Annotated in this window: 18 protein-coding genes; 10 read left to right on the top strand and 8 right to left on the bottom strand. The window is 45.3% G+C overall.

From position 1 onward, the window contains the following. Nucleotides 1–22: 22 nt before the first annotated feature. On the top strand, nucleotides 23–505 hold the full coding sequence (locus tag IQP38_RS25810; protein WP_193838154.1) for a YbaK/EbsC family protein: 483 nt from the start codon (nucleotides 23–25) through the stop codon (nucleotides 503–505). A gap of 47 nt (nucleotides 506–552) precedes the next feature. Here the strand turns inward: IQP38_RS25810 and mscS are convergent, their stop codons facing one another. The 5 genes from mscS to IQP38_RS25785 all read right to left on the bottom strand — a co-directional run bounded on the left by mscS (nucleotide 553) and on the right by IQP38_RS25785 (nucleotide 7,522). Continuing rightward, complete coding sequence (mscS, locus tag IQP38_RS25805) at nucleotides 553–1,419, bottom strand: small-conductance mechanosensitive channel MscS (RefSeq protein ID WP_005384548.1); 867 nt, start codon at nucleotides 1,417–1,419, stop codon at nucleotides 553–555. Between the two features lie 427 nt (nucleotides 1,420–1,846). Then, on the bottom strand, nucleotides 1,847–2,923 hold the full coding sequence (fbaA, locus tag IQP38_RS25800; protein ID WP_005380996.1) for a class II fructose-bisphosphate aldolase: 1,077 nt from the start codon (nucleotides 2,921–2,923) through the stop codon (nucleotides 1,847–1,849). Nucleotides 2,924–3,077: 154 nt separating this feature from the next. Further along, entirely contained in the window at nucleotides 3,078–4,238 is a 1,161-nt protein-coding gene (locus IQP38_RS25795) for a phosphoglycerate kinase (protein WP_005384547.1), read from the bottom strand. A 151-nt stretch (nucleotides 4,239–4,389) separates the two neighbouring features. Further along, nucleotides 4,390–5,427: an erythrose-4-phosphate dehydrogenase gene (gene epd / locus IQP38_RS25790; protein ID WP_017633559.1), complete on the bottom strand. Its 1,038-nt coding sequence runs from the start codon at nucleotides 5,425–5,427 to the stop codon at nucleotides 4,390–4,392. Nucleotides 5,428–5,563: 136 nt separating this feature from the next. Next, nucleotides 5,564–7,522, bottom strand: coding sequence for a ligand-gated channel protein (locus IQP38_RS25785; RefSeq protein ID WP_017633560.1), 1,959 nt, complete (start codon nucleotides 7,520–7,522; stop codon nucleotides 5,564–5,566). Nucleotides 7,523–7,662: 140 nt separating this feature from the next. On the opposite strand from IQP38_RS25785, the gene IQP38_RS25780 reads away from it, so the two are divergent. Further along, nucleotides 7,663–8,556 carry a LysR family transcriptional regulator gene (locus IQP38_RS25780; RefSeq protein ID WP_017633561.1) on the top strand — a complete coding sequence of 298 codons (894 nt, stop codon included), beginning with the start codon at nucleotides 7,663–7,665 and terminating at the stop codon, nucleotides 8,554–8,556. A 91-nt stretch (nucleotides 8,557–8,647) separates the two neighbouring features. On the opposite strand, the gene tkt is transcribed toward IQP38_RS25780, so the two are convergent. Then, entirely contained in the window at nucleotides 8,648–10,642 is a 1,995-nt protein-coding gene (tkt, locus tag IQP38_RS25775; protein WP_005381028.1) for a transketolase, read from the bottom strand. Nucleotides 10,643–10,957: 315 nt separating this feature from the next. On the opposite strand from tkt, the gene metK reads away from it, so the two are divergent. The 8 genes from metK to ruvX all read left to right on the top strand — a co-directional run bounded on the left by metK (nucleotide 10,958) and on the right by ruvX (nucleotide 17,686). Then, the gene (gene metK, locus IQP38_RS25770) at nucleotides 10,958–12,112 is read left to right on the top strand and encodes a methionine adenosyltransferase (RefSeq protein WP_005381027.1); all 1,155 of its coding nucleotides are present in this window, start codon (nucleotides 10,958–10,960) and stop codon (nucleotides 12,110–12,112) included. 402 nt (nucleotides 12,113–12,514) lie between these two features. Then, nucleotides 12,515–13,312, top strand: coding sequence for a DUF2189 domain-containing protein (locus tag IQP38_RS25765; RefSeq protein WP_042521290.1), 798 nt, complete (start codon nucleotides 12,515–12,517; stop codon nucleotides 13,310–13,312). Nucleotides 13,313–13,380: 68 nt separating this feature from the next. Then, nucleotides 13,381–13,878, top strand: coding sequence for a SprT family zinc-dependent metalloprotease (locus tag IQP38_RS25760; protein ID WP_005381025.1), 498 nt, complete (start codon nucleotides 13,381–13,383; stop codon nucleotides 13,876–13,878). 150 nt (nucleotides 13,879–14,028) lie between these two features. Beyond that, on the top strand, nucleotides 14,029–14,724 hold the full coding sequence (endA, locus tag IQP38_RS25755; RefSeq protein ID WP_017635582.1) for a deoxyribonuclease I: 696 nt from the start codon (nucleotides 14,029–14,031) through the stop codon (nucleotides 14,722–14,724). A 113-nt stretch (nucleotides 14,725–14,837) separates the two neighbouring features. Continuing rightward, a complete protein-coding gene (gene rsmE / locus IQP38_RS25750) occupies nucleotides 14,838–15,569 on the top strand; it encodes a 16S rRNA (uracil(1498)-N(3))-methyltransferase (RefSeq protein WP_017635581.1) in 732 nt (243 codons plus the stop codon). Nucleotides 15,570–15,582: 13 nt separating this feature from the next. Further along, on the top strand, nucleotides 15,583–16,533 hold the full coding sequence (gene gshB, locus IQP38_RS25745; protein ID WP_017635580.1) for a glutathione synthase: 951 nt from the start codon (nucleotides 15,583–15,585) through the stop codon (nucleotides 16,531–16,533). Between the two features lie 128 nt (nucleotides 16,534–16,661). Next, nucleotides 16,662–17,225 (top strand): YqgE/AlgH family protein, encoded by a 564-nt coding sequence (locus IQP38_RS25740; RefSeq protein WP_005381020.1) that lies wholly within the window; start codon nucleotides 16,662–16,664, stop codon nucleotides 17,223–17,225. Nucleotides 17,226–17,260: 35 nt separating this feature from the next. After that, nucleotides 17,261–17,686 carry a Holliday junction resolvase RuvX gene (gene ruvX / locus IQP38_RS25735; protein WP_005381017.1) on the top strand — a complete coding sequence of 142 codons (426 nt, stop codon included), beginning with the start codon at nucleotides 17,261–17,263 and terminating at the stop codon, nucleotides 17,684–17,686. A gap of 61 nt (nucleotides 17,687–17,747) precedes the next feature. On the opposite strand, the gene IQP38_RS25730 is transcribed toward ruvX, so the two are convergent. After that, nucleotides 17,748–18,854 carry a PilT/PilU family type 4a pilus ATPase gene (locus tag IQP38_RS25730; protein WP_005381016.1) on the bottom strand — a complete coding sequence of 369 codons (1,107 nt, stop codon included), beginning with the start codon at nucleotides 18,852–18,854 and terminating at the stop codon, nucleotides 17,748–17,750. A gap of 30 nt (nucleotides 18,855–18,884) precedes the next feature. Continuing rightward, nucleotides 18,885–19,925 carry a type IV pilus twitching motility protein PilT gene (locus IQP38_RS25725; RefSeq protein WP_005381015.1) on the bottom strand — a complete coding sequence of 347 codons (1,041 nt, stop codon included), beginning with the start codon at nucleotides 19,923–19,925 and terminating at the stop codon, nucleotides 18,885–18,887. Nucleotides 19,926–19,937 lie beyond the last annotated feature (12 nt).

The raw sequence follows: 19,937 nt of genomic DNA, 5'->3' as shown, positions 1-19,937 counted from the left end.
AAGGTAGTAAGGCAGCAGAGACATGGAGTCACTAAAACGTATTTATAACAACAATAGAGAGCGATTCAACGCGCTCTCTATTCCTTTTCGGGAATGGCAGCACGAAGCCACCTTAGACTTTGAGACAGATATACGCATTGCGAGAGAGCTTGGTTGGACGGGTACGCATACCAAAAGCCTCTTTTTAACACTCAAAGGACAAGGTTACGCAGTTTATCTGACAGATAAGGACTCGCGCCTCGATGCCAAGCAGATTAAAGCGATTACAGGTAAACGTCCCTCTATTTGTAATGACGATGAAATGGTCGAAGTGTTAGGTTGCGTACCCGGCGCGGTTTGCCCAATAGGCTTACCGGAATACATCACTATCATTGTTGATACCAATCTCTATCAACATCAAGAGTTGCTCTATACGCCTGGCTTACCTGAGTTCACATTTGGATTTGCAGGTAAACATCTAAAACGCCTCTTACTTGCTGGTCATCACACCCTTTACGAAGTATAAAAAAGCGAGGCCTATTGGCCTCGCTTTTGAATATCGACTGCTTTTGATTAAGCGTCGACTTTGTTCAGGTGAACATCCATTTGTGGGAATGGAATCTCGATACCATTTTCATCCAATGCTTCTTTAATACCTTGCATTGCATCAAAGTATACGCCCCAGTAATCTGCAGTTTTCACCCATGGACGAACCACAAAGTTAACTGAAGAGTCTGCTAACGTAAGTACACCAATTGTGATATCTGGGTCTTTCAAGATACGTGGATCTTTCTCTAGCGTCTCACGAATCACTTTCTTCGTTAGTTTAAGGTCTGCTTTGTATGAAACACCAATCACTAGGTCGACACGTCGTGTCGCATGGCGAGAGTAGTTAGTAATGGCACCGCCGATAACTGAAGAGTTAGGCACAACAACCATTTTGTTGTCTGGTGTTTTTAGAACTGTTTGGAAGATTTGAATTGCTTCAACACTACCCGCTACACCACCGATTTCTACGTAGTCGCCTGATTTGAATGGACGGAACGCAACAATAAGTACGCCTGCTGCAAAGTTTGATAGTGAACCTTGTAGTGCAAGACCAACAGCAAGACCTGCCGCACCAATCACAGCAACAACAGAAGCGGTTTGAACTCCTAATCGACCAAGAGCCGCGATTAGCACGATTACAAATAGCAAGTAACGAACAAGACCGTGAATAAATTCAACGACGGCCTTATCCATGTTTTTCTTTTCTAGTACTTTAGAAACACTACCAGCGACTGCCTTAACGATAAGATTACCGATAAACAGAATAAGCACCGCAGAGATAATGTTCACACCGTACTGAACCAGTAGATCTGAATTGTTTGTCAGCCAAGTTTCAGCCTGAGTTAGACCATCCGTTAAAGTGGTATCGATACCCACCGATTCACCTGCCATAATTCTTATCCTCAAAAATAAAGAGATATAAATCCAATTGCCGTTAATTTATGAACCTTGTTTTTTTAAAGGCTCTTTTCTAAAACAACATCCCTATTGCTCCACTGAACAGTGTCAGATTTTTGGCACAATATCCCAACTCTGACTTTTTTCAAAGTCAGAGTTTCGCAAAGATATGCAAAACAAGACTTTATCAGAGCTTTCTGACACTGACTTGTTACAGGTTACGCAATGCACTCTGATTTCGCCACTCTTAAGACTGATATTCCCATGTTTTCTTTAAAAAAAACGTTAAAGGTGAGATATCTCACTAGCAAATACAACCTAACGCATAAAAATATCGGGAGAAAGCAGAGGGGAAGAAAATGATAGATATAAAAAAAACCCGCTCAAAGAGCGGGTTTTTAAGTAACTTAATCAGTAACGATTATAGTACGTCAACTGCGTTAAGGTCAGCAAATGCTTGCTCTAGACGAGTAACCATTGAAGCTTGGCCTGCACGTAGCCATACGCGTGGATCGTAGTACTTCTTGTTTGGTGCATCTTCACCAGTTGGGTTACCGATCTGACCTTGTAGGTAATCGTGGTTTTCAGCTTCGAACTTACGGATACCATCCCAAGTAGCCCACTGTGTATCAGTATCGATGTTCATTTTGATTACACCGTAGCCGATAGATTCACGGATTTCTTCTAGAGAAGAACCTGAACCACCGTGGAATACGAAGTTTAGAGAGTTCGCTGGAAGACCGAATTTCTCAGAAACGTGCGCTTGAGAATCACGTAGGATAGTTGGAGTTAGTACAACGTTACCTGGCTTGTATACGCCGTGTACGTTACCGAAAGATGCTGCGATAGTGAAACGGTGGCTGATTGCGCTTAGTTTCTCGTATGCGTATGCAACGTCTTCTGGAGAAGTGTATAGCTCAGACGCATCCATATCAGAGTTGTCAACGCCGTCTTCTTCACCACCAGTACAACCTAGTTCGATTTCTAGAGTCATGTTCATTTTAGCCATGCGCTCTAGGTACTTAGCAGAAATTTCGATGTTCTCTTCTAGAGACTCTTCAGAAAGGTCGATCATGTGAGAAGAGAATAGTGGCTTACCAGTTTGCGCGAAGTACTCTTCACCAGCGTCTAGTAGACCGTCGATCCAAGGAAGTAGTTTCTTAGCTGCGTGGTCAGTGTGTAGGATTACTGGAACACCGTAAGCTTCAGCTACAGCGTGAACGTATTTCGCACCAGCAACAGCACCTAGGATTTGAGCTTCTTGACCTTCAAGTTTTAGACCTTTACCAGCAAAGAAAGCAGCGCCACCGTTAGAGAACTGAACGATAACTGGAGCTTTAACTTTTGCAGCTGCTTCAAGTACTGCGTTTACAGAGTCAGTACCCACACAGTTTACTGCTGGAAGTGCAAAGCTGTTTTCTTTTGCAACTTCAAATACTTTCTGAACGTCATCGCCAGAGATAACACCTGGTTTTACGAAGTCGAAGATCTTAGACATGGATGTAATCCTATTTATCTGTCGTTTTTAAACAAAACTTGTTAAGTTGAAAATCTTGCAAACGTTTGCTCACAACTGAGGCTATTCTAGCAGAGTTCCTCACACGTTGCAGCAAACAAGAAAGCGGGAGAATCACTCCCCCGCTTTGCTTTAATTACTTAGCGCGTGCTTCTAGCATTTCTACTGCTGGAAGAACTTTACCTTCTACGAACTCAAGGAAAGCGCCGCCGCCAGTAGAGATGTAAGATACATCCGCTTTGATACCGAACTTGTCGATAGCTGCTAGCGTGTCACCACCGCCTGCAACAGAGAAGCCTTCAGAAGCTGCGATAGCTTCAGAGATACCTTTAGTACCTGCTTCGAAGTTCTTGAATTCGAATACGCCTACTGGACCATTCCATAGGATAGTCTTAGCGTTTTTAAGGATTTCAGCTAGTTCAGCTGTTGAATCTGGACCAAGGTCGAAGATCATGTCGTCGTCTTGTACTTCAGAAACGTGCTTAATTTCAGCTTCTGCGTTCTCGTCGAATGCTTTCGCACATGCAACGTCAGTTGCTACTGGAATTGCACACTCGTCCATTAGCTTCTTAGCTGTTTCAACTAGGTCTGCTTCGTATAGAGACTTACCAACGTTGTGGCCAGCAGCTGCGATGAATGTGTTAGCAATACCACCACCAACAACGAGTTGGTCAGCGATTTTAGATAGAGACTCAAGAACCGTTAGCTTAGTAGAAACTTTTGAACCACCTACGATAGCAACCATTGGACGAGCTGGCTTGTCCATTGCTTTGCCTAGCGCTTCTAGTTCGTTCGCTAGTAGAGGACCAGCACATGCTACGTCTGCGTGCATACCAACGCCGTGAGTAGATGCTTGAGCACGGTGAGCCGTACCGAATGCGTCCATTACGAATACGTCACATAGTGCTGCGTATTTCTTAGATAGCTCTTCGTCGTTTTTCTTTTCGCCTTTGTTGAAGCGAACGTTTTCAAGAACAACAAGTTCACCCGCATTTAGCTCTAGGCCATCTAGGTAGTCTTTTGCTAGCTTCACTTCGCAATCTAGTGCGTCGTTTAGGTAGTTAACAACTGGTTGTAGAGAGAACTCTTCAGCGTATTCACCTTCAGTTGGGCGACCTAGGTGAGACGTAACCATTACTTTAGCGCCTGCTTCTAGGCAGTGCTTAATAGTTGGAAGAGATGCGATGATACGTGCATCCGAAGTTACTTTACCGTCTTTTACTGGCACGTTTAGGTCAGCACGGATAAATACACGTTTACCTGCAAGATCCAGGTCAGTCATCTTGATTACAGACATGATGTGTCCTCTCAAATATTTAATAATTAAAGTTTTTGAAAACTCGGCAACCCTGCCAAGCCTGTTAATTCTTCAAACTGGTTATAGATATGGAGATATTATGGATTTATTTCAAGGCTAGAAATAAAAATTCTCCATCACTTCTTCGTCATTACTGTTCCACTTGCGAAGAAGCTTGCATTGCTAAGGCAGTATCCAGCATCCGGTTAGCAAAGCCCCATTCGTTGTCGCACCAAACGAGCATTTTTACGAGTTGCCCGTTACTCACTCTAGTCTGGCTTCCATCCACAATCGCACTATGGGGGTCGTGGTTAAAGTCGATGGAAACGAGTGGCGATTCAGTATAGTCAACAATGTTACGTAATGTACACTGAGATGCGTTAACAATGGTTTGATTTACGTCATTAACTTTCACATTTGTACTAATTGTGACACTTAAATCCATTGCAGTGACGTTAACCGTTGGAACACGAACAGAAATTGCTTCGAATTTGTTGGAAAATTTCGGGAAGATCCTTTCAATCCCCTTATGCAACTTAGTGTCCACCGGAATAATAGATTGGCTTGCAGCACGGGTACGGCGTAAGTCGTTATGATACGCATCAATTACTTGTTGATCGTTCATGGACGAATGAATTGTGGTAATGGTGCCAGACTCTATGCCGAAGGCTTCGTCTAGTACTTTAATGATGGGAACGATACAGTTGGTGGTGCAAGAGCCATTGGAGACAACACGGTGCTCGTCTTTCAGAGTTTCGTGGTTCACGCCATAGATAATCGTATTATCTAGGTCGTTTGCGCCCGGGTGCGAAAACAGTACTTTCTTCGCGCCTGCTTCTAGATGCGCTTGCCCATCCGCTTGCGAACCAAATACGCCAGTGCAATCCAAGACGATATCAACTTCTAAATCACGCCAAGGAAGTAATTCGATTTCGGAGAGATGGAGAATGCGAATGGAATCATATTCACCGCTGTCATGATGAACATGCAAATGTTCTTGGTCATGGGAAATTTTTTTACCAAAGCGACCATGACTGGTGTCATATTGCAGTAGGTGTGCCATCGCCTCTGGCTGTGCTAGTTCGTTTACCGCCACAACCTTGATCTGCTGGTGTTTTCCGCTTTCATACACCGCTCGCAGAACATTACGACCTATACGTCCAAATCCATTGATCGCAACCTTTAGCATTTATCCTTCGCCCTACCAAAAATTTCGTGTCACAGATACTACCTGATCAGGCTGACAAACGCACCTGTTGAATCAAAGTAAAGCAGGATTAAAAAAAGGTCGAGACTATGCTCGACCTTATTACAACGATAGATAATTAAAATGCGACGTCTAAACCTAACCAGTAGCGACGACCATCTTCAATATATCCGTATTCTTCGTAACTGATTTCCTCGTCCAGCAAGTTATAGATAGCGCCTTTAATACGAGTATTGTCGGTTAACTGGTATGTCACACCGGCGTCCACAAAGGTATAAGCTGGCTCTACGATACTGTTTCTTGATGGGCCAGTAACCGGATCCATTTCTTTACCTCGGTACGTGACTTTCGCCCAGCTCTCTAGATCTGTTGTCGTTTGCCAAGTCACATCCACATTAAACAGATGCTTTGGTAACTGCTGCAGCGGCATGCCTTTGTATTCACCTGTTTTTTGCTCTGAGTCGGTAAATGTGTAGCTCGAGCTGAGGTAAATGGTTTCCGTTAATGGCGATGCTAAGGTCGCTTCAATACCTTGTGTGACCGCTTCGTCCACGTTAATGCGGTACGTTGGATCTGCACCCCATTGGTTTGGTCCATCTGTACAGATGGTATCTGGACAAACAACACGTGTGATCTTGTCTTTGAACTCATTATGGAACGCAGTCAAAGAGACATCTAAACCAGAGTCACCTTGATACAAGACACTGATTTCTTTGTTTAGCGACGTTTCAGGGTCAAGGTCTGGGTTACCGTAGATATTACCGCCGCCACTGACTTGCGCCCAACCAGGAGTAATTTCACGTAATTGCGGAGAACGGAAACCTGTTGCCACACCGCCTTTCACAGTCCAAGACGGGTCAACTCGCCATACACCATAGACACGCGGACTAAAGTGCGCGCCATAGTTTTCGTCATGATCTAGACGGCCGCCAAGCGTAACGCTAAACGGATCAGCAATTCTCCATTCATCTTCAATGAAAACAGCCCACTGCGTATTCGATGTTTCAGTCTTCGATGACGCTTTGTTGGAGGTGAAATCCTCAAGCTCTGCATGAGTAGCGTCCACACCCGTCGTCAACGTATGGTTTCCAATACCAGTCACCAAGCTCGATTTGAACGTGGTGTTGGTGATCGTCATCTCACGAGATTTGTTCTCGCTCTCTTCTCGCTGTAAGTAAGTATCTGAAATTCCCACCGAATCCCAATCACCGTTGTGGCTTACCGTTACGTAATTACGACGATATTCATTCAGTGAATCTTCACACCCACCACGACACCCAGTGGTCGGCACTGAAAGGCCCACATTACCACGACGACTTTGTGCCGAGGTGCCACCTTCTAATTGCACCGAGTGGCGCTCATTAATCTGGTAAGTCAGCTTTGAAGAGATACTCTGCATATCTTTATCTTCATAACCGTATTCGATGTCATCTTCTTCTCTGGTTGTGTACTGACCATATACTTGGAGAGATAAATTTTCAGCCAACGGACCATTAACGAAAAAATTCGCGCTCTGCTCTCCACCTGAGCGGCTATTCTCTTGTATTACCGTGCCCAGTTGAACATTACCCGTCCACTCTAGCGCATCTTTTCGTGTGATGACGTTAATCACACCACCAATCGCATCAGAACCGTAAAGCGTCGACATTGGGCCACGAATAACTTCGATTCGCTCAATCGCTTGAAGAGGAGGTAACCAACCTTGTTCGATACCAGGACCGTCACTATTTGGACGAGTTTCACGCGTGCTTTGACGTTTACCGTCGACCAGTATCAAAGTGTATTTAGAACCCATACCACGGATACTAATGTCGGTGGTATCACCACCACCTGTCACGACGACACCTGGCACACTTTTTAGTGCATCAGTCACATCGCGGTAATAACGAGAGTCCAACTCCTCACGTGAAATCACACTAATACTTGCAGGCGCGTCCGCTTGAGATTGCTCATAACTTGATGCAGTTACAACCACTGTTTCCATTTTAGAAACTGCATCATTGGCAAAAACATGAGGGACACTGACGAAGGCTAAAATACCAGTTGCGGTAATAACTGGCAGTCTAAGAGTAGACATCTACATCTCCATAATTGATAATGATTATTATTTTCGAAAGTGAATTATTCACAAATAGAATGAGATGCATAGTGAGAGTTATGGAACGGTTCTTTCCATTTATGGAACTCGTACATAACGCAGTAAGGAGTAAAAGAAATATGCACGACTTAGCATCAATTAGAGCCTTTGATGCGCTCAATCAGCATAAAAGTTTGACAGCCGCTGCTAAAGCCCTTAATCAGCCAAAATCAACGCTAAGTCGTCGCTTGGCACAATTAGAAGAAGACTTCGGTCAGGCTCTAACCGCCAGACAAGGTAATCGATTAGTTCTGACAAGAGCTGGAGAAATCTTTGCCCACTACAGCCGCCAGATTCTTGAGTTAAGTGAAGAGAGTTATGATGCACTTCAAGGTTTAACGAACCAAGTTTCAGGGCCACTGCATATTGTTTGTCACACTGCCTTAGTTAGAAGCTGGCTCGGCGGCGTACTCAATCGTTTTCTTGCTGATAATCCCGATGTTAGAGTTCAACTTACCAGTGACTTTTCTGAGGCGCATCATGACCCAGATTTGTTCATCTGGCTCGGTGAACGTAAAGAGCTAGACTGGCGAAAAGAAGTGCTGGGGGTATTTCGCTATACGCCTTTTGCCTCTCCAAATTATCTAAAACAACATGGGCCTATACCGCACCCCAAAGAACTTGAAGCACATCCATGGATCGATTTTGGTTCAGTGCAAGAAAATGGATTGATGCTAGCACACCCTCAACACGGTGAGTTCTTTTTAGAGCCCTTTGTTAGTCGCTTATACAGCGACAACATAGCAATGCAAATAGACAGTATCGCGAATGGTCATGGTATTGGACTGCTGCCGACTTGGACAGCATGCGGCTATGAGAAACATCACCCAGGGCGAATCACACCTTGCTTAGAAGGTTGGCTTTCTGAGCCTATTTCCATTAACTGCTATACACCAGCAGGACGACCACCACTGCGCTTATCCGTACTTTTAGACTGCATTCACCAAAGCATTCCACAAGGTTGGAAAACCTGACAAAAATAAAAAGGCCATCATAATGATGGCCTTTCTAACTTTAGCGTTTAACAATCGTCGTTTACGTTCGACTGTTTAGACGGTCCTGCAATTACGCTAGCAATTCTTTTGCTGTGTTCACTACGTTTTCAGTCGTGAAGCCAAACATCTCGAATAGCTGACCAGCAGGTGCAGATTCACCGAATGTTGTCATACCGATGATGCGACCGTCGAAGCCTACGTACTTGTACCAGAAATCCGCAATGCCCGCTTCAATAGCGATACGTGCCGTTACGTCTGATGGCAGTACAGATTCACGGTAAGCAGCGTCTTGTTTGTCGAATGCATCTGTTGATGGCATTGAAACAACGCGTACTTTCTTGCCTTCTGAAGTTAGTTGCTCAGCGGCTTTCACTGCAAGCTCAACCTCAGAACCTGTTGCGATAAGGATTAGCTCAGGCTTACCTTCGCTATCTTTCAGGATGTAAGCACCTTTCGCGATGTCTGCGACTTGTTCAGCAGTACGCTCTTGTTGCGCTAGGTTTTGACGAGAGAAGATAAGTGCAGTTGGTGCATCTTTACGTTCAATCGCTAGTTTCCATGCAACTGCAGACTCAACTTGGTCACATGGGCGCCATGTGCTCATGTTTGGAGTTACACGTAGAGACGCCATTTGCTCAACAGGTTGGTGAGTTGGGCCATCTTCGCCAAGACCGATCGAATCATGCGTGTAAACTTGGATGTTCTGAATTTTCATCAGCGCAGCCATACGCATTGCGTTACGAGCGTATTCCATGAACATTAGGAATGTTGCGCCGTAAGGAACGAAACCACCGTGCAATGCGATACCGTTGATGATAGCAGTCATACCGAATTCGCGTACACCGTAGTGGATGTAGTTGCCAGAGAAGTCCTCCGTTTCTAGAGACTTAGAACCAGACCACATGGTCAGGTTAGAAGGCGCTAGGTCAGCAGAACCACCCATAAACTCAGGAAGCATTTGACCAAACGCTTCTAGTGCATTTTGCGATGCTTTACGTGATGCAATGTTCGCTGGGTTTGCTTGAAGATCGGCAATGATTTGGTTCGCTTTTTCTTCCCACTGTGCAGGAAGTTCGCCGTTTAGACGACGTTTAAGCTCTGCCGCTTCAGCAGGGTAAGCTGCAGCGTATGCTTCGAATTTTTCATTCCAAGCTGCTTCTTTCGCGGCGCCCGCTTCTTTTGCATCCCACTCAGCGTAAACATCTGCCGGGATCTCAAATGGGCCGTACTCCCAACCTAGGTATTCGCGAGCCGCTTGGATTTCATCGTGACCTAGTGGTGCACCGTGACAGTCGTGCGAACCAGACTTGTTAGGAGAACCGAAACCGATAATTGTTTTGGTACAGATAAGCGTAGGACGTGGGTCCGCTTTTGCTGCTTCAATTGCTGCGTTGATCGCGTCTGAGTCGTGACCATCGACTGCTGGGATTACATGCCAGCCGTACGCTTCAAAACGCTTAGGTGTATCGTCAGAGAACCAGCCTTCAACGTGACCGTCGATAGAAATGCCGTTGTCATCCCAGAACGCGATCAGTTTGCCTAGACCTAACGTCCCAGCAAGAGAGCATGCTTCATGCGAGATGCCTTCCATTAGACAGCCGTCACCCATGAACACATACGTAAAGTGGTCAACGATATCGTGACCTTCTTTGTTGAACTGTGCCGCTAGTGCTTTCTCTGCGATCGCCATACCAACAGCGTTAGTTATGCCTTGACCTAGAGGACCCGTTGTTGTCTCGATACCAGGCGCGTAGCCGTACTCTGGGTGACCTGGGGTTTTTGAGTGCAATTGACGGAAGTTTTTCAGATCGTCAATAGATAGCTCGTAACCGCTTAAGTGCAGTAGAGAGTAAATAAGCATTGACCCATGACCGTTTGACAGCACAAAGCGATCGCGGTCGGCCCACTCTGGGTTTGAAGGGTTATGGTTTAGGTGAGAGCGCCAAAGAACTTCAGCGATATCAGCCATACCCATTGGTGCGCCTGGGTGGCCTGAGTTAGCTTGTTGAACACCATCCATGCTTAGAGCACGAATTGCATTGGCAAGATGTTTACGAGACGACATGTCTGCTCCTGAGTACATTAAGCGAAACGAAAAGTAGGTCATAATTCTCTCAAAGCCCTGTTGGGTGTGCAAACGTTTTCCAGTCCAAAACCTCACAAATATTGCACCTTTCGCGCCAAATCGTTCGAAGTTCTTAAAATTATCAATAAATCAGGCAAACGTTTGGTTATAACAAAAACCAAAAAAGAGCTTGTAATTCGAGCAATCAAATTTAGAATAGACGTCTAGATGTAGATACACCTACAAAAATTAGTATTAATTTGCGCTGGAGAGTTTATCATTCCCCAGTTTTAAACCAGATATAGTGGAGCTAACATGGCTAAGCACCTGTTTACTTCTGAGTCAGTATCAGAAGGTCATCCAGATAAAATTGCAGACCAGATTTCTGATGCGGTTCTTGACGCGATTCTAGAGCAAGATCCAAAGGCTCGTGTTGCATGTGAGACTTACGTTAAAACCGGTATGGTAATGGTGGGTGGTGAAATCACGACTTCAGCATGGGTAGACATCGAAGAGTTAACTCGTGAAACCGTTCGTGAAATCGGCTACGTACATTCAGATATGGGCTTTGACGCAGATTCTTGTGCGGTACTAAACACAATCGGTAAACAGTCGCCAGATATCAACCAAGGTGTTGATAAAGCTGACCCTAAAGAACAAGGTGCAGGCGACCAAGGCATCATGTTTGGTTACGCTTGTAACGAAACTGAAGTACTAATGCCAGCGCCAATTACTTACTCTCACCGTCTTGTTCAAAAGCAAGCAGAAGTTCGTAAAAACGGCACACTACCTTGGTTGCGTCCTGATGCAAAATCTCAGGTAACATTCCAATACGATCAAGGTAACATCGTTGGTATCGACGCGGTTGTTCTTTCAACTCAACACTGTGATTCAATCTCAACTTCAGACCTGCGTGAAGCGGTAATGGAAGAGATCATTAAGCCAGTGCTACCTTCTGAGTGGATCAACAAAGAAACAAACTTCTTCATTAATCCAACCGGTCGCTTCGTAATCGGTGGTCCTATGGGTGACTGTGGTCTAACTGGTCGTAAGATCATCGTAGATACCTACGGCGGCGCAGCTCGTCACGGTGGCGGTGCGTTTTCTGGTAAAGATCCATCAAAAGTTGACCGTAGTGCAGCATACGCAGCACGCTACGTAGCGAAAAACATCGTAGCGGCAGGCATGGCTGACCGTTGTGAGATCCAACTTTCTTACGCAATCGGTGTTGCTGATCCAACGTCTATCATGGTGGAAACGTTCGGTACTGAGAAAGTATCTCACGACATCATCATTGAAGCGGTTCGTCAATTCTTCGACCTACGTCCATACGGTCTACAAGAAATGCTTAACCTTCTTCAACCTATCTACAAGAAGACAGCGGCTTACGGTCACTTCGGTCGTGAAGAATTCCCGTGGGAAGCAACAGACAAAGCTGCACTTCTACGCGATTTCGCTGGCATCAAATAATCAAGCCAAGCAAGAATCAATCAAGCCCTCGCCTATGGTGGGGGCTTTTTATTTTCAGCAACTTTTATCTAGTCATTTCGACTCATACCGCCCTGCCCCACAAAGCAGTCCTGTTTCTCCCTCATTTTTATACCGAATAAATTTTAAGCAATTATTTGTAAATTATCCCATCTCCGCCAATAGTTAAAATATTGTTAACTCCAATTTAAATAGAGACGTCGGATGCTGGCGACTGTGGAAGCAACACTTAAGTAAAGACATGAGTCAGGCATCTTTATGGCCGATACCAAACTAAGCCAATGCTCAGATGTAAACTTGAAAAAGTCGCTTCAAGTTTGACTGAACAAAAACCGCTGTCAGTTGGTATAAGCGGATAATGTGGGAATAAATCAAGGAGGAGTTATGCCTCGAACTGTTAATCCATCGGACTTCCACAACAAGCGAAAGGAAGTGCCAGACAACGAATACGCCAGAACCATACCGTGCAATACGGTCAATCTTTCTGCACCTTTTCATTGGCTAGCATTAGGTCTGCATGATTTCGTGCGAATGCCACTTATTAGTGCTTTCTATGGCATCTGTTTTATGGCAGCTGCGATAGGCATTGTTTTGCTCGTACAGTGGCAAGGCACACACTTGGTCGTCATGCCCAGTTTGATTGTTTACATGTTAATCGGTCCGTTTCTCGCGCTGGGCTTGTATGATGCCAGTTGGGAGAGAGAGCGCGGACACAAAGCAAGCTTGCTCCATTCAATGAAAGCGATCGGTCGTAACTCAACATCTCAATGGGCGTTCGCCGTGTTACTCGCAGTGTGTATGATATTTTGGATGCGCATTGCCGCTCTACTTCATGCGCTCTACCCTTCTGTTCAAGGGGCACCTTTAAGTGAGTTCCTACCCTTCCTTGTCATCGGCTCTTTAGTTGGCTTTGTTTTGGCTTGTGTGGTGTTTAGCATTTCAGCCTTTTCTATTCCGCTCATGATGGAGCGTCGCGTAGACATGATGACCGCTGTATTTACCAGCTTTAATGCAGTGAAATCCAACATTCCAGCAATGATTGTTTGGGCAGCGATCATCTGTGGCGGTATTCTTATCGGCTTTGCGACCTACGGGATCGGAATGTTGTTTACCATGCCAATTCTAGGCTACGGTACATGGCACGCTTACCATGCCACCATCAAGAAAAAACACACACCATAATTAACTGATGCTATGATCTGGCCCTCGCAAATGCGGGGGCTTTTTTATTTGATTTATCGAGGTGAATTGTGGATATAGAACTCAGCTATAAAGCCAAGCAAGTGATGGCGGGCTGTATCGCGATGGCGGAACAAGCTTTCAAACGTTCTTTCCCGATTCCAACAATCACCTTCGACGTCCGTGGGAAAGCGGCAGGAAAAGCCTACCTTCAATTAAATCAAGTACGCCTAAACCCTGTTTTATTTCGCGAAAACACCCAAGCATTCTTAGATGAAGTCATTCCTCATGAAGTAGCACACCTGATTACTTATCAGGTTTACGGGCGAGTTAGGCCTCACGGTAAAGAATGGAAAGGCGTCATGGAAGCCGTATTTAACGTACCAGCCAAAACCACTCACAGCTTTGAAGTAAAATCCGTTCAAGGTAAAACCTTTGAGTATCGTTGTGGTTGTATGACCTACCCTCTATCGATTCGCCGTCATAATAAAGTGCTGCGCAAAGAGGCGACGTACTCTTGTCAAAAATGCCGCCAACCACTTAACTTCACCGGTATTCAGTTATCGTAGCCCTTACCTCATAGTGTTACTTGCGTTCCCAAAATAAAGATCGAGTTGATCAAAACCTTCCCTTCGCCACTTATTGTTAACTTACTCATCACTAAAGCTATTTTATGCGTGTTATCATGAATAAAGTCATACTTTATAAAGACTTTTATCATGAAATACTTATTCTCTCTGTTGCTTATCGCGCTTTCTAGCACTGCGATTGCCGCGCCACCGAGCTCATTCTCTGCAGCCAAACGTGAGGCGGTCAAAATTTATCAAGACCACCCAACAAGCTTCTACTGTGGCTGTAACATTCAATGGCAAGGCAAGAAAGGCTCACCCGATTTAGCCTCTTGCGGTTACCAAGTCCGTAAACAAGAAAAACGGGCTGCACGAATCGAATGGGAGCACGTTGTTCCTGCGTGGCAATTTGGCCACCAGCGTCAATGCTGGCAAGATGGCGGACGTAAAAACTGTAAGAAAAAAGACAAAACTTTTCGTTTGATGGAAGCAGACTTGCACAACCTAACTCCTGCTATTGGTGAAGTAAACGGTGACCGTTCGAACTACAACTTCAGCCAATGGAACGGTATGGATGGCGTGAGTTATGGTCGCTGTGAGATGCAAGTGAACTTTAAGCAGCGTAAAGTCATGCCACCAGACCGTGCGCGTGGCTCAATTGCTCGTACCTATCTATACATGAGCAAAGAGTACGGTTTCAAACTGTCGAAGCAGCAAACGCAATTAATGAGTGCTTGGAACAAAACCTATCCTGTCGATAAATGGGAATGTGAGCGTGACGAGCGCATTGCAAAAGTACAGGGCAATCACAACCCATTTGTTCAAGAAGCCTGCCGCGCACTGTAACCTCCGACCTCGAAGCGTTTCAATTACTGATATTGAAACGCTTCTTGCCCCTTGTTTTTTCGGTGCAAAGCATCCATGTTAGGGTTTAAGTTTATTCTCTTGCTGGAAATCTCATGCGTACCCCTCGAATTTATCATCCAGAATCCATTCATCAACTTGGCTCACTTGCTTTAAGTGACGACGCAGCAGGCCATATCGGTCGTGTTTTGCGCATGAAAGAAGGCCAAGACGTTCTCCTTTTTGACGGCAGTGGCGCAGAGTTCCCAGCGGTTATCAGTGAAGTCAGCAAGAAATCAGTTTTGGTTAACATCACCGAGCGCGTAGAAAACAGTATTGAATCCCCTTTAGATCTGCACCTTGGTCAAGTCATTTCACGTGGCGATAAGATGGAGTTCACCATCCAAAAGTCTGTTGAACTTGGCGTCAATACCATCACTCCTCTGATTTCTGAACGTTGTGGTGTCAAGCTTGACCAAAAGCGTTTTGAGAAAAAACTCGCGCAATGGCAGAAAATCGCCATCAGTGCCTGTGAGCAATGTGGGCGTAATGTCGTGCCCGAAATTCGTCCAATTATGAGCTTGGAAGAGTGGTGTAAAGAAGAGTACGATGGTTTAAAGCTTAACCTTCACCCTCGTGCTAAATACTCAATCAACACTTTGCCAACCCCGGTTGAAAAAGTGCGCCTACTGATCGGTCCTGAAGGCGGTTTATCGTCTGAAGAAATCGAGATGACTCGAGAATACCAATTTGAAGAAACGCTACTCGGCCCTCGCGTTCTGCGTACCGAAACAGCGGCTCTGACAGCAATTACAGCCTTACAAGTTCGTTTCGGCGATCTTGGTTAAACGGAGAAAAATAATGATCAAACTCGGTATCGTAATGGACCCAATCTCGTCCATTAACATCAAAAAAGACTCTAGCTTTGCCATGATGCTTGAAGCGCAACGACGCGGCTATGAAATCCACTACATGGAAATGAATGATCTGCATCTCGATCAAGGCGTTGCCATTGCAGATACTAAAGTGGTAGAACTAAAAGAAGATCCAAACGGTTGGTACGAGTTCAAATCAGAGCAAACTATCAAACTGTCTGAGCTAGACGCGGTGCTAATGCGTAAAGATCCTCCGTTTGATACTGAATACATCTACGCGACTTACATCCTTGAGCGTGCAGAAGAACAGGGTGCACTGATCGTTAACAAGCCTCAAAGCTTACGTGATTGTAACGAAAAGCTGTTTACAGCATGGTTCCCAGAGCTGACACCTACAACGATCGTGACGCGAAAAGCAGAAAAAATTAAAGAATTTCGTGAAAAACATGGTGATGTCATCCTGAAACCGCTTGATGGTATGGGTGGCGCGTCCATCTTCCGTGTAAAAGAAAACGATCCAAACGTCTCTGTAATCATCGAGACATTGACTAACCACGGTCAAAACTACGCAATGGCACAAACCTTCGTGCCAGACATCAGCAACGGTGACAAACGTATCCTAGTAGTAGATGGCGAACCTATGCCTTACTGTCTAGCACGCATTCCTGCTAAAGGCGAAACGCGCGGCAACCTAGCCGCTGGTGGTACTGGTGAAGCTCGTCCGCTAAGCGAAACCGACCTCAAAATTGCGCAAACCGTTGCTCCGACACTGAAAGAAAAAGGCCTTATCTTTGTTGGCCTTGACGTAATTGGCGACAAGCTAACAGAAATCAACGTCACCAGCCCAACCTGTATTCGCGAAATTGAAGCAGCTTTTGATATCTCAATCACAGGCAAGCTGATGGATGCGATTGAGCGTCGAGTAAAAGGCGAATAACTCAAACTGTATTACAGTTAATAGAGAGCGTAGTACATTAACTTAAGCAAACTCATGCACATACCTAGATGGTAAACTGTATGATGTTTGCTTAAGGACATTTACGAGAGTTAAGGGTCAGTATGAGTATGAATCTCACAAATCACTTTTTGGTTGCCATGCCTGGGATGAAAGATCCGTACTTTCAAAACAGCGTGATCTACGTTTGTGAGCACAACGAAGACGGCGCTATGGGGCTGATGATCAATGCTCCTGTTGATATCACCGTCGGCAACATGCTCAAGCAGGTGGAAGTTCAGCCAGTACACCCGCGCCTATTTGAAGCCAGTCTAGATAGACCAGTTTACAATGGCGGCCCAATCTCGGAAGATCGTGGCTTTATTTTGCATAAACCCAAAGATTACTACGAGTCCAGCGTCCAAATGACCGATGACCTCGCGGTAACCACTTCGCGTGATATTCTGTCGGTGTTAGGAACAGAAGCAGAACCAAGTGATTACTTAGTGGCACTTGGCTACTCCGGTTGGAGTGCAGGCCAATTAGAAAGTGAGCTGGTCGAAAACTCTTGGCTCACCATTGAAGCGACGCCTGAAATTATCTTTAATACACCAATCAACGAGCGTTGGAAGAAAGCGGTCGAAAAGCTGGGCATCGACCCAAGTCACCTTTCAGCAGACTCTGGACATGCTTAGTCCAAATATACAGTTACATTAGACAGAGACACCTTATGTCACGCACAATTATGGCTTTTGACTTTGGAACCAAAAGCATTGGTAGCGCTATTGGCCAAGAAATTACTGGTACAGCTTCCCCATTAAAAGCCTTTAAAGCCAATGACGGTATTCCAAACTGGGACGATATCGAAAAGCAAATCAAAGAGTGGCAACCAGATTTGCTAGTGGTCGGTTTACCGACCGATCTGCATGGTAAAGACCTTGAGACCATAACCCCTCGTGCACGAAAATTTGCTAAGCGTCTGCAAGGCCGATACGGATTGCCAGTTGAACTGCATGATGAGCGTTTATCTACAGCAGAAGCTCGTGCGGAGTTGTTCAGCATGGGCGGCTACAAAGCCCTATCGAAAGGTAATGTTGACTGCCAGTCAGCAGTGGTGATTCTAGAAAGCTGGTTTGAAGCCCTTTGGGGTGAGTAAACACTTCAAGCACAATGAAAAAAGGTTGGCTCCTGCCAACCTTTTTTGTTTCTGGATTGGATTAATCCATATCGATCTTAACGTTCGCCAAACTGCCCGTAGAGAATGCTTCACCACGCTGCGTTTTCAACATCAAGCGCAGATCATTTGCCGAGTCGGCACTATGTAGTGCATCCTCTTCGCTGATCTTACCTTGCATCACTAACTTATAAAGAGATTGATCGAACGTCAGCATACCAAACTCATTTGAGCGAGCCATGGTTGACTTCAACTCATGTAAATCTCCGCGACGAATCAAATCCGACACACGTGGGCTATTTAGCAAGATCTCAAATACACCATGACGTCCCTGCCCATTTTTATCTCGGATCAGCTGCTGACCAACCACGCCTTTCAGATTCATCGACAAGTCGAACAAGAATTGTTCTTTTTGATCTTTCGGTACCAAGTGAAGAATGCGCTCTAAAGCTTGGTTTGCATTGTTGGCGTGCAACGTTGCCATACACAGGTGACCCGTTTCGGCGAAGGTCATCGCGTATTCCATTGTTTCACGGCTACGGATCTCACCAATCAAAATCATATCTGGTGCTTGGCGCAGCGAGTTTTTAAGCGCAACTTCATAGCTTTCCGTATCTAACCCAACTTCACGTTGAGTCACGATACAGCGCTTGTGTTCATGCACGAACTCGATCGGATCTTCGACCGTCAAAATGTGCCCGGTTTTATTACTGTTTCGATAGCCTGTCATCGCCGCCATAGTGGTCGATTTACCCGAACCAGTAGCACCGACCACCAGCACCAAACCACGCTTAGCTATCGCCAAATCTTGCAACACTAACGGTAACTTTAACTGCTCAAAAGTAGGAATATTAGTTTCAATACGACGAATCACTGCGCCTGGTAACTCGCGTTGAAAAAAGGCACTCACACGGAAGCGACCACAATCTCTCACAATGGCAAAATTCGACTCGCGACTTTTACGAAATTCCTGACGCCGATCTGGTTCCATAGCGCTGTCGAGTAATGCAGCCACATCGCTCTCGGTAAGTTTTTCCCCTTGCGGACGCAATTCGCCATCCACACGAAATAGAATTGGCGCTCCAACCGTGATGTAAAGATCCGACGCTTTCAGCGCCAGCATGCCTTCGAGAAATTTATCTAGATCCATCTTCCGTATTCACCATTATCTGTATGAACGTTACGAGAATTGCTGCACTTCTAATCCGATCTTACTATCGACCTCTTCACGAGCAACCATGCCTTGCGCCATTAACTGACGAGCATTTTGCTCCATGGTTTGCATGCCGTGAGCCGCACCTGTTTGAATTATCGAATACATCTGCGCGACTTTGTCTTCGCGGATCAAGTTACGAATCGCAGGCGTTGCCATCATAATTTCATGGCATGCAATACGGCCACCACCATTACGCTTCAGAAGCTTTTGCGCGATAACCGAACGAAGGGACTCAGATAGCATCGAGCGGACCATATCTTTATCACTACCAGGAAAAACATCGATAATACGGTCAATGGTTTTTGCCGCCGAGCTGGTGTGCAACGTCCCGAAAACTAAGTGACCCGTTTCTGCCGCCGTTAAGGCAAGGCTGATGGTTTCTTTGTCACGCATCTCACCAACCAGAATAACGTCTGGGTCTTCGCGCAATGCACTACGCAAAGCATTTTGGAAACTATGGGTGTCACGGTGAACTTCACGCTGGTTGATCAAACATTTATTGTTGTTGTGAACAAATTCAATCGGATCTTCAATTGTGAGTACGTGCTTGTTGTGATTACGGTTAATGTAGTCAACAATGGCTGCTAAGGTCGTCGATTTACCTGAACCTGTTGGGCCAGTGACCAGAACTAAGCCTTTTTCAGCGTTCGCAATTTTTTTGAAGATCTCTGGCGCTTCTAGCTCTTCCAGAGTTGGAATGCTACTTGGAATGGTACGGAATACTGCCGCACAACCGCGAGATTGGTTGAAAGCGTTGACACGGAAACGGCCAACGTTATGCAACTCAAAAGAGAAATCGACTTCGAGTTTTTCTTCGAATTCACTGCGTTGGGCATCGTTCATGATTTCGAAAACCAAACGATGCACTTCTTGGTGTGTAAACGCTGGAATGCCTAGTTTTCTCACATCCCCATCAATACGAACCATTGGTGGGACACCTGCAGAAAGATGTAGATCCGAGGCATTATGTTTTACACTAAAATCCAGTAACTCAGTGATATCCATTTAAAATCCTTA

The organism is Vibrio sp. OPT41 (genome assembly GCF_015163595.1).
In the GTDB taxonomy this organism is placed as follows: Bacteria; Pseudomonadota; Gammaproteobacteria; order Enterobacterales; family Vibrionaceae; genus Vibrio; species Vibrio alginolyticus.
Note: the sequence above shows the minus strand (reverse complement) of the source record. Positions and strands in the feature narration are given on the sequence as shown.